We start from the raw sequence: 13,870 nt of genomic DNA on the forward strand, positions 1-13,870 counted from the left end.
TGCAGGGCGGCCTTTTCTCGCTGGTCCAGCCAGCGCCGCAACCAGGTAGGGGACCAGACACAATCATGACGGCAGGCGGGTCACACCTCCGGACTTCGGACAGCCGGCCGGGCACACCGGCAACGGCGTCCGCGCCGGCCAAAGGACGTGCCTACCTCGCCACCATCGAAGGCTTCATCGGCTCCCTGATGATGTTCGTGGGCTCCATCGGCACGGGGTGGATCGCCAACGGTTCGCCCATGATCCGCCAGCCCGTGGTCATCGCCCTGCGCACCGAAGGCTGGGGCGTCACGGTATCCACCTTCCTCCTCACCCTCGGCGCCATGCTCCTGATGCGCTCCTGGCTGCGGCTGGGCCAACGGCTCGCGGACTGGGGCAGCAAATCCCTGCGGTCCGTGGTCATTGCCGTGTCTGCATGGTCGCTTCCCCTGATCTTCTGCGTCCCGGTGTTTTCCCGTGACGTCTACGCGTACACAGGCCAGGGACGGCTGGTCCAGGAAGGCCAGAACCCGTACGAGGTGGGAATTTCCACCCTCAACAACTGGTTCGCCCTCGGCGCCGATCCCGCCTGGGCGGAAAACCGGACGCCCTACGGTCCGTACTTCCTCTGGCTCGCGCGCGGGGTGGTGGGGCTGACCGGAGCGCAGCCCGACGCGTCCGTTCTCCTCTTCCGCCTGCTGGCCGGCGTCGGCGTGCTGCTCTGCGTCATCTACGTGCCCAAGCTCGCCGCACTGCACGGCATCAACGGTGCCCGGGCGCTGTGGATCACGGTAGCCAACCCGCTGTTCCTGATCAGCTTCATCGCCAGCGCCCACAATGACGCCCTGATGGTGGGCCTGGCGGTGGCCGGCGTGTACTTCGCGGCCACCCGGCGCTACCTGCTCGGCATCCTGCTGGTCACCGCATCCATCGGCATCAAGCCCATCACCGTGCTCCTGCTGCCATTCATCGGGGTGATGTGGGCCGGACCCTCGGCGTCCTGGCTCCGGAAGTTCCTGATGTGGGGTGCTACCGCGGGCATTAGCCTGGTTGTCCTGCTGCTCAGCGGCATCCCGTACAACCTCGGCATGGGCTGGACCTGGGCCATCCTGGACACCACCCCCGGCTACACCGGCTACTCGCCCTCAGGCTTCCTGGGGCAGCAGGTGGAGTTCCTCGCCAACGTCCTCGGCCTGCCGGGCGGGGCCTTCGCCACGTGGCTTCGGACCGGCATGAAGTGGACCGCCATCGGGCTGGTGCTGCTGCTCATGTTCCGCGGCGACTACTCGCGGGCGGTGCGCCGGATGGCGCTGGCGTTCACCGCCGTCGTAATGCTCTCGCCCATCATCCAGCCCTGGTACATCCTGTGGTTCCTGCCGTTCCTGGCCGTCACCGGCATCCGCGACGACTGGCAGATCCGGTCGCTCTACGTGGGTGTCACGTTCTTCGTGGTGTTCGGCGCGCAGGACCAGCTCTCCGTGTGGGGTTTCGTGGAACTGCCCATCCCGCCGTCGTCGCTGGCGTTCGTCACGGCGTTGGCCTTTACGTTCTACCTTCTATTCCTCGACGTGCATACACGCAAGCTGCTCATCGAGGGGCGTCCGCTGGACCTGGCCCGCACGGGCTGGCAGTGGGTGGCGGAGCGCCGGGCCGCCCGCCGCGCGGATGCGGACCGGACGTCCGTGGACCACGCCGAAAGCGGCTAGGTCCCGAGCGTTCTAGGCCCCGGCAGTTACCGGGGCGGAGTTCTTCCGGCCCAGCTCGGCGGTCCGCTTCACCGACCACCACAGCAGGACTACCAGCAGCACGTTCCGGGTGGTCAGGATGGCTGCCATCACCGGGTGGGCGTGGATCAGCGGAGTATAGAACAGCGGGTAGATCACGAACGTGGTCATGGCGATGCCCATCAGCAGCGCCGCGGGGACCTTCCAGCGGTCCCAGTCGTGCGCGAGGCCGGCGATGATCACCGGAGCCAGCCAGATGATGAACTGCGGCGATCCCACCTTGTTGAACACGATGAAGGCGGTGACCATCATCAGGGACCCCTCGAGGAACAGTTCCTCGCGTTCGGCGCCGCGCTTCAGTGCACGGACCAGCAGGATGGCGGCCACCACGGCCGCGAGGATCAGCAGTGGCTGCATCAGGAACGCCGCAGTGCTGGCGCCCGGGCCGTAGACCTCGGTGGAGTTGATGGCCGTGTTGTCCGCCATTTTGGACCCGGCAATGTGGAAGACGCTCAGCCACACCCACGGCGTGGAGAAGGTGGCTTCGAGCTGCATGCCGCGTTCGCCCTGGTTCAGGAGGAAGTCCATGATGTGCGGCAGGCCGCCGGACAGCCACGTTCCCAGGGCCACCACGGCCGTGACGCCGGCGCCGGCCAGGACCACCTGGATGCGCTTGCGGCTGGCGATCACGATGGGCGCCAGGGCGGCCGCGGGCCACACCTTGATCCACGTGGCGATGCTGAGCAGGACGCCGGCAACAACGGGGCGTTCCGCCGCGTACAGCAGCGCGATGAGCACGATGGGCGCGGTGATGCCTTCCACCCGGGCGAAGCTGAGGTAGCCCATGAAGATGGTGAAGAACAGCCACCACCATGCAGGGGCGATGCCGCTGACTTTGCGCGGCCCTCGCGTCAGGTAGAGGATCCCGACGGCGTTGAGGGCTGTGATGATCAGGAACCACATGAGCAGGTAGAGGCCGGGCCCGGCGATGTTCGCCAGGAAGATGGGCAGCTGGGCCAGCACCGGGTAGACCCAGGGGCTGATTTTGCCGTCCAGGTCCTGCGGGTTGTAGCCGTCCGTGGCCCACTGGCGGTATTGCTCCGTGTCGCTGAACGTGTCGCCGTTCAGGAAGAAGGACGCCATCCAGCCGAGGAAGTACAGGTGTACGACGGCGAAGCCCCACCACACGCTGGACGGCCTGGCGAACCAGTCCACCACCTTCGCCGGGAGCAGCCGGGTGCGGACACTGACCAGGCGGTCAAAGAACGTCGTGGAAATGTCAGGACTCCTTCAGCGCAGGAGCAGAGGCCGGTGATTTCCTGCCCAGCAGGTACAGCCGGCGGACGCTCCACAGGAACAGGACCACCAGAAGGACGTTGCGGATGGTCAGCACCAGCGCCATCCACGGGTTGTTGTGGCTGAGGGCATCGTAAAAGAGCGGGTAGATGAAGTAGGTGGCCACGGCAATGGCAATGAGCATCACCGCGGGGACGCGCCATTCGCGCCAGCTGTGCGCCAGGCCCACGGCGACGGCCGGGCCAAGCCACACCATGAACTGCGGTGAGCCCACCTTGTTGAAGACCACGAACGCTGCGGCGAGGGCGAGGGCGCCGGCCAGGAGCAGCTCGGTGCGGTCCACGCCGCCGGCAACCTTGTGCTGCTTGCCGTTGTGGAGTGCCCAGAAGGTCATACCGGCCACCAGGAGGGCCGCCAGGATCAGCAGCGGCTGCATCAGCACGGACATGGTGGCGGTTCCGGGGCCGTCCACCTGCATGGAGTTGATGTCCGTGTTCATGTACATGCGGGAGCCGCCGGCGTTCAGGACGGACAGCCAAAGCCACGGGGTGGTGAACGTGGCTTCGAGCTGCATGCCGCGGTCGCCCTGCTGGGTGAGGAAGTTCAGCAGCTTGGGAACGCTGCCCAGGGCGGCTGCCAGCGCGACGACGGCGGCAGACGTCGCCAGGCCGGCCAGGACCACCACGAGGCGGTTCTTGACCACAGCGAAGAGGGCCAGCATGATGGCCGCCGGCCATACCTTCACCCAGGTGCCGATGGCCAGCAGAACGGAGGCGATGAACGGCCGGCCCACGCCGTAGGCCAGGGCCACCAGGACCAGGGGAGCGGTGAGGCCGTCAACGCGGGCGAAGCCGAGCCAGCCCATCAGGAAGGTGAAGGCCAGCCACCACCAGCCCGCGGGGATGGCGTCCGTGTTGCGGCCGCGTTCAGTCAGTTTGAGGAGCGCCCAGCCGTTGAGGAGGGTGGTCATCAGGACCCAGAGGAAGAAGAAGGGTCCCGGTCCGGCGGCGCCGGCGATAGCCATGGGGATGAGCGCGAGGATCGGGTAGACCCACGGGCTGGGTCCACCGGACAGGTTGGCATCGTTGAACCCGGCCATGGCCCAGTCGCGGTAGATGAACGTATCGCTGAAGGCCTCGCCGCGCAGCGACAGTGAGGCGGCGAAGATGAGGAAGACCAGGTGCACCACGATGAACCCGCCCAGGAGTCCGCGCGGCGTGTTCAGCACCGCACGCGCCCGGCTGGGAATGATGACGTTGCGGATCCGGGTGAGATTGCCGAAGAAAGCGTCCGTGGAAATGGCGGGATCCTTGTCAGGTCGTGGCACACGTAAGTGGTTGCGCGGGTGGCTGGACGCTGCCGCACGGCAGGCGCACAGCGGCGTCGTTCAGGAACATCGAAGGGCCTGGAACAGTTTCCGCCCGGGTTCAACTCTAATTCACGGCCATAGACCGGCCGTAATTGCTTTATCCTTGGAAAGCGTTATCCCTACGCTGACCTGCGGTATTTTTCTAAAGTTGCTGGCGGCGGATGTGTCATGCACCATAGTGCCCAGGCACTGCAGCCTTGGGGAGCGCAGCTGTTCCATCCCCATCCGCACCATCCCTAAGGCACAATCAATGAACTTCCCCCTGACCTTCACCGTGTCCGACCGCCAGAGCATGGACAGCCAACTGGACGCCGCCGTCTCCGTGGCCAAGAAGCATGCCATGGACAGCCGGCACGGCATCCTGGTAACCCGCCACGGAGTGAATAAGTTCACCGTGGCCCTCAGCGAGGCCGTCCCCTTCGGCATGACGCGGGAACACCAGGCCTGGTAGGGGCTCCTCCTGCCCCGCCGCCGGTCCTACGCTTGTTCGCCGAACCCAGCCTTCAGGGTTCGGATCTGCGAACAAGCCCCTGATGGGTCAGCCGGCAGAGCAACAGAAAGCGCCTGCCGCCCCTTTCCGAAAGGGGTGGCAGGCGCTTCTCTAGTCAGGCTTGTGGTGCCCTTACTGCCCGGCGTAGGGGTCGGCGATGCCGATGTATTGGGTGGTGGTGTATTCGGCGATGCCTTCGGAGCCGCCTTCTCGGCCGAGTCCTGATTGTTTGACGCCGCCGAAGGGTGCTGCGGCGTTGGAGATGACGCCGGCGTTGAATCCGACCATGCCGAATTCGATCTGTTCGGCCACGCGCAGCAGCTTGTTGAAGTCGCGGCTGTAGAGGTAGGACGCGAGCCCGTACTCACTGGCGTTGGCCAGCCGGATGGCGTCCTCTTCGGTGCTGAACGTGGTGACGGGGGCGACGGGGCCGAAGATCTCCTCGCCGAGGATCGCGGCGTTGTTGGGGACGTTGGCGAGGACGGTGGGCTGGTAGAAGTAGCCGGGTCCGTCCACGGGGGCGCCGCCGGTGACGGCGACTGCTCCGGCGTCGACAGCGGCACTCACCAACGCGTGGACGTCATCGCGGGCACCGCCGTCGATGAGCGGGCCGACCTTCGTCTCAGGGTGGGTGCCGCGTCCGGTGGTGAGCTCTGCCATGGCGGCGGCGAATTTGCGGGTGAATTCCTGGGCGACGGATTCGTGGACGAGGAAGCGGTTGGCGGCGGTGCAGGCTTCGCCCATGTTCCGCATTTTCGCGGCCATGGCCCCTTCGACGGCGGCGTCCAGGTCGGCGTCGTCGAACACGATGAAGGGGGCGTTCCCGCCGAGTTCCATGGAGGTGCGGAGCACGTTCTGCGCGGCGTCCGCTATCAGTCGCTTGCCCACGGGTGTTGAGCCGGTGAAGGAGATCTTCCGCAGGCGGGAATCCTTCAGCAAGGGCCCGGAAATCCCGGAGGCCGATGAGGAGGAGACCACGTTGAGGACTCCGGCGGGCAGGCCGGCGTCGAGCATGGTCTGGGCGAAGTGCTGGGCCGTGAGCGGGGTGAGTTTGGCGGGTTTGAGGACCATGGTGCAGCCGGCGGCCACTGCCGGGGCGACTTTGCGGGTGGCCATGGCGAGGGGGAAGTTCCAGGGTGTGATGAGCAGGCAGGGGCCGACGGGTTTGTGCTGGACGAGGATCTTGTTTTTGCCCTCGGGGGTGGTGAGGTAGCGGCCGTAGTCGCGGACGGTTTCTTCGGAGAACCAGCGGAGGAACTCGGCGCCGTAGGTGACTTCGCCGCGGGCTTCGGCGAGGGGTTTGCCCATTTCCAGGGTCATCAGGAGGGCGAAGTCCTCGGCGCGTTCGGTGACGAGGTCAAAGGCGCGGCGGAGGATGTCGGCGCGTATCCGGGGTGCGGTGTGCGCCCAGGAGGCCTGGGCGGCGTCGGCGGCGTCCAGCGCTGCGATGGCGTCGTCGCTGGTGGCGGAGGCGAGCGTGGCGAGGACCTCGCCGGTGGCGGGATCATGCACGTCGAACGTGCCGCCGTCGGACGCGTCCCGCCATTCACCGTTGATCAACAGGCCGGTGGGCACCGAGGCAAGCAGGGACGCCTCACGCTCCGGCGAGACGGCAGGGGACAGGGCAGGGGCAAGGGACATGATGCTCCTCAGGGAAGTAAAAGGACATGGAGAGGTGGTTGGGCCTGCCTGGTCCGGCAGGCAGGCCCAACCACCGGAAATTTGGTGCTACTGGGGCGTGAGGATTCTGTTGAGATCGCTGTGCGTGACGCCGCGGGTCCGGTCGAACCGGGGATCGTTCCGGAGTTCCTTGACCAGGCCGACACCCAGGAGCGCGACGATCACCGTGAACGGCAGGGCCGAAAGCATCGCCGCCTGCTGGAGCGCACCCAGGCCGCCCACAATCAGCAGCACCACGGCGCACAAACCGGTCAGCAGGCCCCACGTGGTCAGCACCGGTTTGGTGGGTTCGAGTGTCCCGCGGGAGGACATCATGCTCAACACGAAGGTGTTCGCGTCGGCGCCGGAGACGAAGTACATCACCACCAGAATGATGGCCACGATGGATGTCAGGCCGGACAGCGGAAGCTCAGCGAGGGTGGCGAAGAAGGCCGAGTTGACGTCGTCGAGGGCTGCTGCGCCAATCTGGCCGCCGTTCTCCATGTCGAACTTGATGGCAGTTCCGCCGAAGATGGTGAACCATACGAAGAAGACGACGCTGGGGACGATCATGACGCCCGCCACGAACTCGCGGATGGTCCGGCCTTTGGAAATCTTGGCGAGGAAGACGCCCACGAAGGCGCCCCAGCTCAGCCACCAGGCCATCATGAAGTAGGTCCACCACTGCATCCACTGGACATCTTCCGGCGTGCCCGGGGTGAGGAGGCTGACGGCGAAGAAGCTGCTCAGGTATTCGCCGAGGGAGCGGAAGAAGAGGTTGGAGATGAAATTGGTGGGGCCGGTGAACAGCACGTACAGTCCCAGGCCGACGGACAGCACCATGGTTCCCTGGCTAAGGTACTTGACGCCGCGGTGGACGCCGGAGAGGGCTGAGAGGGTGAAGATGACCGTGATGACGGCGATGATGAGGATCTGCCCGAACAGGCTGGAGGGTATGCCGAAGACGCGGTTAACGCCCTCCCCGATCTGCGAAGCACCGAGCCCCAGCGACGTGGTGGTCCCGAACAGGGTGGCGATGATGGCAAAGACATCGATCATCTTGCCGAACCAGCCGTCAACCATCTTCCCGAAAATCGGGCGGAGCATGGGCGACACCAGCCCGGGGTTGTTGCGGCAGTGGGTGGAGTACGCGATGGCCAGGCCGAACACCCCGAAGACGGCCCAGGCGTGCGGGCCCCAGTCGAAGTAGGAGAACTGCATCGCACGGACTGCTGCTTCCATGGTTCCGGCCTGGGCCAGGCCGTGCGGCGGGGAAGCGAAGTGGGAGATCGGCTCGGCGACGCCGTAACTGATGAGCCCGATGCCCATGACCGCCGAAAGGATCATCGCCAGCCAGGCCCAGGTGCTGAACTCCGGTTTGCTGTCCTGCGCGCCGAGGCGGATGCGGCCGAACCGGCTGATAGCGATGTAGATGAGCAGGCCGATGCAGCCAAGGGTCACCACCAGGTAGCTCCAGCCGACACTTTGGGCCACCCAATCCATTGCCGCGGTCATAACCGCGCTGAGGCTGTCGGGGGAAAGCGAGGCCCAGGCCGTAAAGGCTCCGATGAGCCCCACCGAGGTCCAGAAAACGGACCCGGGCCTGCCCCTGAGCCGGTCTGCCTTGGCCAGGGCGGTTTCGGTGTGCGGGCCCCCGCCGTTGGGGGAGCTGCGGATGGTAGGGCTTGCGCCCGTGCCTGAGCTTGAAGTGTCCATCAGGTCCTCGGCATTTTGTGTGTGGGTCATGGGGTACTCCAGATTCAACGCTGCATGGGGTTGAAATTGATGGTTCCCGGACGGGGAATCCCGGGTAACCGGCCCGCCGGTTGCTGGGCGGACCGGGACGCTGATGGCACCTGAGGGTCAGAGTTCCTCGAGCTGCGCACCGTCAAAGAAGTGCCCGGCCTTGTAGATCATGGGATCCACATCGGCCACCTCGGCGTGCCGGACCCGGCCGACGAAGATGGTGTGGGTCTTGGCTTGGAAGCGTTCCTTGATTTCCGCTTCGAGGGACGCTGCGGACCCGTCGATCAGCGGTACACCGTTGGGGCCGGCATGCCACTCCAGGTCAGCGAACTTGTCCGGGGTTTTGGAGGCAAAGGTCTGCACGGTTCCCAGCTGGTTGTTGCTGAGGATGTTGATCCCGAAGTGGGATGACTGGAACAGGGCGGGGTAGGTGGAGGACGTCTTTTGGACGCAGACCAGGACGAGGGGCGGATCCAGGGAAATCGACGCGTAGGAATTGGCGGCAAGTCCCCGGGGAGTGCCCTGTTCGTCAACGGTTGTCACTACGGTGACGCCGGTGATGAACTGCCGGTTGAAGCCCTTCATGACGTCCGGCGGCAGGTTGCCGGACAGGTTGTCGACGACGACGTCGGGGGTGTCGTCCTCGAAAGCCGAGCTGAGGGATGGGATGCCCACGTGGGCCAGGAGTTCGACGGCGTCCCAGGTCACCTGTTCATGGGCGATGCGCCCGTCACGGAGGGTGAGGGCATTTGATCCGCGGGTCTCCACGACGCGTCCTGTGGGCGGGACGCCCCGGAGCGGCTGGGTGAAGGTCCCGGTCGACTTCCAGAAGATCGCCATGTCATCGCCGCTGGCGATGACCTTATCGATGCGGGTGGTCAGGTCCGGGAACGCGGACCGGACATCAAGGATTTCCTGCTGCAGTTCCTTCAGCCCGGACACCTTCCTGGTGCCGGTGCTTTCGCGCTGGTAGTCGGGGGTGACGATGGCGTCGAAGGCGTTGACGTCGCCCTCATCCCACGCTGCTGTCCAGGCGGCCGTTACAGAGTCGTTGATTGTCTGTTGCATGCCACAACGGTAGGACGGAGTGTGATCTGCGTCAATAGGTAACTGAAAAGTCAGCTAGATGTAGGGAAATAGGATTCACCCTTGACGCCCTTCTTGTATGCAACGTAGGTTTGATGCATGCAAGAAGTCATCCAGTTGCGGAAAGCCGCACAGACGTCCGCCAGCCAGGTCAGCCTTCTGGACAAGCTCCGGAAGTTGGTTCTCAGCGGCGAGTACCCGCCCGGGGCTCCGCTGCCGGAACTGTTCCTGGCCGAGGAGTTCGACGTGAGCCGGACGCCGGTACGCGAAGCCCTCAAGCAGCTGGAGAACGAGGGCCTGGTGGAGATTCGGCCCAAGGTGGGAACCTTCGTCCGGATTCCGACGCGGCGCGAAATCGTCGAACTTTTCCAGCTGAAGGAGAGCCTTGAGGGTTTGGCCGCCAGTCTCCTCGCCCGGCGGGGACCCGTGCCGGAAATGGACATCCTCAAGCGCAACATCGAGGAGTCCGGGCGGGCGGAACGGAACGCGGACAGCGCCAAATATGCGGAGCTTGTCCACGAATTCCACTGGACCATCGTCCGGGGCTCGGATAACTCCAAGCTCGTGGAGCACTACGGGCGGCTCATGAACCAGCTTGCCTACCACCGGATCGTGCTCAAGACCGTTGAGCGTCCCGCCCGCATGCGTGCCTCCATCAGGGAGCACCAGTCGGTGATCGACGCACTCCTGGAGAAGGATCCGGTGGGCGCTGAACTCGCCATGCGCGGCCACGTCAATGCTTCCAGCCTTGCCGCGGCACGGGGCACTGACGCCGGCGCACCAACAGATGCTTAGTGACCGAGAGGAACCCCATGACCGCCATTAGCTTCCCGAAGAAGGGTTGAACTGTGCCTGAAACCGCTTTGTCCCCCGTCGCCGAGGGAACCAGCCCCGCAGCTGCTGTCGAAGAGCTTGCCAGGGAACTCGGTGTCCGGAAGGTCACCGTCCTGACCGAAGAGATCCTGCGGGATGGCTCCGGCGCCCTGGCCACCAGCGTGACCAGGGCTGCCGCTGCCGCCATCGTCCGCAACCCGTGGACCGGGTCCGCCGTCTCTACCGATCTTGCGCCCGAAACCGAACGCCTCGCTCCCGTGCTCGCCAAAATCCTCACGGACCGGCTCACGGCGGCCCTGGGCGGCGCAGGCGAGATCGAGGCGTTTGGCAAGTCCGCCGTCGTGGGCCTCAAGGGCGAGGTGGAACATGCCGCAGCGCTGATCCACACACCGTTCTTCGGCAACCTGGTCCGCGAATTCCTCGAAGGGACCTCAATCCTGTCCTTTTCGGACGACCGCGCCGAACCGGGCACCACCATCGCCGTGCCGATGTGGCACAAGGAAGCCGCGTCCACCCGCAGCCACTACCAAACCCTGACGCTGAGCCTGAGCGATGCGCCCCATCCCAACGAAATAGTCGTGGTGGCCGCGGCTTCCACGGGCTCGCGTCCGCATCCCCGCATCGGTGACCGAACCACCGACCGCCCCGTAACCGCCGAAATCCTGGAGGGAATCCTGTAATGAACATCCGCAAAATCGTCACCCTGTCCGAAGAAATCCTCACCGAGGGCGGCCGTCCCGTGACCCCCGGCGCCCGGGTGGCCATCGCCGTCGCCGTCGTGGAAAACCCGTGGGCGGGGCAGGGATTCGTCGAGGACCTCACCGCCGGCATCGATGCCACCGCCTCGGACCTCGGCGCCCTCCTCACACCCAAGGTCATTGAGGCCCTCGGCGCCCCGGTGGAGGCCTACGGCAAGGCAGCCATCGTCGGCATCGAAGGCGAGGTTGAGCACGGCTCGGCATTGATCCACACCCTCAAATTCGGCGACCACTACCGCAAGGCCGCTTCCGCCACCACACTGCTGCCCGCCGTCGAGAAGCGCGCCCCCGCCGGCACCGTCTTCGACATCCCGATGAAGCACATCACGGACGCAACCATCCGCTCGCACCACCAGAGCGTCGAGGTCAGGGTGGCCGACGCCCCCCACCCCGGCGAAATCCTCATCGCGCTGGCTGCCTCTGCGCAGGGCCGGCCGCAGGAGCGCCTGGCACCCCTGTCCACGGAGCAATGAGCCACGTGCCCGGGACGCCCGTTGCCCTCCTGCACGGCGTCGGCCTCGACGCCGGCATGTGGGAGCCGGTCCGGGACGCCCTCAAGCGTGACTCGGTGGCCCTTGACCTGCCGGGCCACGGGCAGCAGCCGGCCCTCACGGCACCCACATCACTGGCCGAACTGGCAGCGGACGTTCTGGAGAGGCTTCCCGGAAGGAGCCACCTGGTGGGGTTCTCGCTCGGGGCACTGATTGCGCAGTACATCGCCAGGTTTTACCCGGACCGGGTGGAAACGCTGACCTGCGTGAACTCGGTGTGCCGGCGCACGGAGGACGAATCTGCAGCGGTCCTCACAAGGCTCGCGGCGGCGGAATCGGACTTCCCGGCAACCGTTGAGGCCTCCATTGGCCGCTGGTACACCGGGACGTCCGTACCCGAAAGCGTGGTCGAAGCGACGCGCCGCACCCTGGCGGCGAACGACGTCGGCTCTTTCGTTCACGCCTACCGCGTCTTCGCGCTCGGAGACGCGGTCATCGGACCGGAGCTCGGCGCCATCAGCGTCCCCACCCTCGCCATTACCGGGGAGCTGGACCCCGGATCGACACCGGACATGACGCAACGCCTCGCCGACGCCATCCCCGGCGCCAAGAGCCTCGTGGTCCCCGGCGCACGGCACATGCTGCCGGTCCAGGACGCTGACGTCCTGGCCGGGGCCATCAACGACTTCATCCAAGAATCCGAAGGAGAACGGGCATGACACTCCGACTCGACCACTTCATCGGGGGTACCTGGTCAGCTCCCGCCACTGGGGAGTACTTCCCCAGCACCAACCCGGCCAACCTCGAAGTGCTGTACGAAGCTGCGCGGGGAACCGAAGAGGACGTCCGCCGCGCCGTGGCAGCCGCCAAGGAGGCCTTCGGGTCCCCGCTGTGGCGCGACCTCACGGCCACCAAGCGCGGACACCTGCTCCGCCGCCTTGGTGACCTCATCGGCGAACATGCCGATGAACTGGCTGAGCTGGAGACCCTGGACAACGGCAAGCTGCTGCGCGAGATGCGCGGCCAGCTCGCCTCCCTGCCCGAGTACCTGTACTACTACGCCGGGCTCGCGGACAAGGTCCAGGGAAGCCAGATCCCCACCAACTCCATCACCATGCTGAACTACACCCAGCGCGAACCGCTCGGCGTCGTCGGCGCCATCACTCCCTGGAATTCACCCCTGACGCTGACCACCTCCAAGCTTGCCCCCGCGCTCGCGGCCGGCAACACCGTGGTCATTAAACCCAGCGAGTACACGTCCAGGACCATCCTCCGCGTCGCCGAACTCGCCTCCGAGGCAGGGTTCCCGGACGGTGTGGTGAACGTCGTCACCGGTTTCGGCCAGGAAGCCGGCGCCGCGCTGGTCAGCCACCGCGACCTCGCCAAGATCTCCTTCACCGGATCCACCCAGACCGGTGCCCGCATTGCCGCGGAAACGGCGTCGCGCTTCATCGGCTCGACCCTTGAACTCGGCGGCAAGAGCCCCAACATCGTCTTTGGGGACGCGGACGTGTCCAACGCCGCCATGGGTGTCATCGCCGGGATCTTCGCGGCCGCAGGCCAGACGTGCATCGCCGGCAGCCGCGTCTTCGCCCACCGCAGCGTCTACGACGAACTCGTGGAGCGCGTCGCCGAACGCGCCGCATCTATCATCATCGGCGACCCCCGCCTGGCCACCACCGAACTGGGCCCGCTCGCCTTCGGCGCACAGCTGGAAAAGGTGAGCTCCTACGTGGACATCGGCGTCAGCGAAGGTGCCACGGTGCGGACCGGCGGCAAACGCCCGGATATCGAGCTCCCCGGCTACTTCTTCGCACCCACTGTCCTGACCGGCGTCGACAACTCCATGCGCGTGGTGCGTGAAGAGATCTTCGGACCGGTGGCCGCGATCATGCCGTTCGATTCCGAGGACGAGGTGGTTGGACTGGCCAACGATACCGAATACGGGCTGGCCGCCGGCATCTGGACGCAGAACCTGGCGCGCGCCCACCGCATGGCACGGCGACTGGAAGCCGGGACGGTGTGGGTCAACACGTACCGTGCCATGTCACCGATGTCGCCGAGGCAGGGGTTCAAGAACTCCGGCGTGGGCATCGAGCACGGACTCGAATCCATGCACGAATACACCCGGCTCAAAAGCGTCTGGATCAACACGGACGAAGGCCCCGTTTCCGATCCGTTCGTTCTGCGCAGCTGAAAGGAAACCCCCAATGCCACTTATCGAAGTGTCCATCGCCCGGGGCCGCAGCCCCGAACAGCTCCGCGCGCTCATCAACGAACTGCACCTTGCAGCAGAGAAGGCGGTGGGCGCGGTACCCGAAAACACCACAGTCATCGTCCGCGAAATCGAGCACGAACACTGGTCCCGCGGCAACCAGACCATTGCCGAACGCAACGCCGCAGCCCGGTAGCTGCAGCCACTAACCACGCGTGCGGCG

13 protein-coding genes are annotated in these 13,870 nt (G+C 65.8%); 8 read left to right on the plus strand and 5 right to left on the minus strand.

Going from position 1 to position 13,870, the window contains the following annotated elements:
• The first annotated feature begins 65 nt into the window (after positions 1–65).
• Positions 66–1,685 (plus strand): polyprenol phosphomannose-dependent alpha 1,6 mannosyltransferase MptB, encoded by a 1,620-nt coding sequence (gene mptB / locus ACFV4R_RS02830; protein WP_377200937.1) that lies wholly within the window; start codon positions 66–68, stop codon positions 1,683–1,685.
• Positions 1,686–1,697: 12 nt separating this feature from the next.
• Here the strand turns inward: mptB and ACFV4R_RS02835 are convergent, their stop codons facing one another.
• Together ACFV4R_RS02835 and ACFV4R_RS02840 are read right to left on the minus strand one after the other, a co-directional pair.
• Positions 1,698–2,921, minus strand: coding sequence for a glycosyltransferase 87 family protein (locus tag ACFV4R_RS02835; protein ID WP_377200938.1), 1,224 nt, complete (start codon positions 2,919–2,921; stop codon positions 1,698–1,700).
• Between the two features lie 61 nt (positions 2,922–2,982).
• Positions 2,983–4,326 (minus strand): glycosyltransferase family 87 protein, encoded by a 1,344-nt coding sequence (locus ACFV4R_RS02840; RefSeq protein ID WP_377200939.1) that lies wholly within the window; start codon positions 4,324–4,326, stop codon positions 2,983–2,985.
• 292 nt (positions 4,327–4,618) lie between these two features.
• Here ACFV4R_RS02840 and ACFV4R_RS02845 point away from each other — a divergent pair, with 292 nt between their 5' ends.
• Positions 4,619–4,819 carry a hypothetical protein gene (locus tag ACFV4R_RS02845; RefSeq protein ID WP_377200940.1) on the plus strand — a complete coding sequence of 67 codons (201 nt, stop codon included), beginning with the start codon at positions 4,619–4,621 and terminating at the stop codon, positions 4,817–4,819.
• A 171-nt stretch (positions 4,820–4,990) separates the two neighbouring features.
• Here the strand turns inward: ACFV4R_RS02845 and ACFV4R_RS02850 are convergent, their stop codons facing one another.
• The 3 genes from ACFV4R_RS02850 to ACFV4R_RS02860 form a co-directional block, all read right to left on the minus strand.
• Positions 4,991–6,499 (minus strand): NAD-dependent succinate-semialdehyde dehydrogenase, encoded by a 1,509-nt coding sequence (locus ACFV4R_RS02850; protein WP_377200941.1) that lies wholly within the window; start codon positions 6,497–6,499, stop codon positions 4,991–4,993.
• A gap of 87 nt (positions 6,500–6,586) precedes the next feature.
• A complete protein-coding gene (locus ACFV4R_RS02855) occupies positions 6,587–8,263 on the minus strand; it encodes a BCCT family transporter (protein WP_377200942.1) in 1,677 nt (558 codons plus the stop codon).
• Between the two features lie 117 nt (positions 8,264–8,380).
• Positions 8,381–9,331: a flavin reductase gene (locus ACFV4R_RS02860; RefSeq protein ID WP_377200943.1), complete on the minus strand. Its 951-nt coding sequence runs from the start codon at positions 9,329–9,331 to the stop codon at positions 8,381–8,383.
• Positions 9,332–9,448: 117 nt separating this feature from the next.
• Between ACFV4R_RS02860 and ACFV4R_RS02865 the strand changes: the two genes are divergently transcribed.
• From ACFV4R_RS02865 to ACFV4R_RS02890, 6 genes are read left to right on the plus strand one after another with little or no spacing between them, the layout of a single operon-like run.
• Positions 9,449–10,144 carry a GntR family transcriptional regulator gene (locus ACFV4R_RS02865; protein ID WP_377200944.1) on the plus strand — a complete coding sequence of 232 codons (696 nt, stop codon included), beginning with the start codon at positions 9,449–9,451 and terminating at the stop codon, positions 10,142–10,144.
• A 53-nt stretch (positions 10,145–10,197) separates the two neighbouring features.
• Entirely contained in the window at positions 10,198–10,863 is a 666-nt protein-coding gene (locus tag ACFV4R_RS02870; RefSeq protein ID WP_377200945.1) for an amino acid synthesis family protein, read from the plus strand.
• Positions 10,863–11,414 carry an amino acid synthesis family protein gene (locus tag ACFV4R_RS02875; RefSeq protein WP_012630822.1) on the plus strand — a complete coding sequence of 184 codons (552 nt, stop codon included), beginning with the start codon at positions 10,863–10,865 and terminating at the stop codon, positions 11,412–11,414. The genes ACFV4R_RS02870 and ACFV4R_RS02875 overlap by 1 nt, the downstream gene beginning before the upstream one ends.
• Positions 11,411–12,151 carry an alpha/beta fold hydrolase gene (locus ACFV4R_RS02880; protein WP_377200946.1) on the plus strand — a complete coding sequence of 247 codons (741 nt, stop codon included), beginning with the start codon at positions 11,411–11,413 and terminating at the stop codon, positions 12,149–12,151. Before ACFV4R_RS02875 ends, ACFV4R_RS02880 begins: the two co-directional genes overlap by 4 nt.
• A complete protein-coding gene (locus ACFV4R_RS02885; protein ID WP_377200947.1) occupies positions 12,148–13,629 on the plus strand; it encodes an aldehyde dehydrogenase in 1,482 nt (493 codons plus the stop codon). The genes ACFV4R_RS02880 and ACFV4R_RS02885 overlap by 4 nt, the downstream gene beginning before the upstream one ends.
• A gap of 13 nt (positions 13,630–13,642) precedes the next feature.
• Entirely contained in the window at positions 13,643–13,843 is a 201-nt protein-coding gene (locus ACFV4R_RS02890) for a 4-oxalocrotonate tautomerase family protein (protein WP_377200948.1), read from the plus strand.
• Positions 13,844–13,870 lie beyond the last annotated feature (27 nt).

The sequence above is a fragment of the Pseudarthrobacter sp. NPDC059871 genome (assembly GCF_042731175.1).
Lineage (GTDB): Bacteria > Actinomycetota > Actinomycetes > Actinomycetales > Micrococcaceae > Arthrobacter.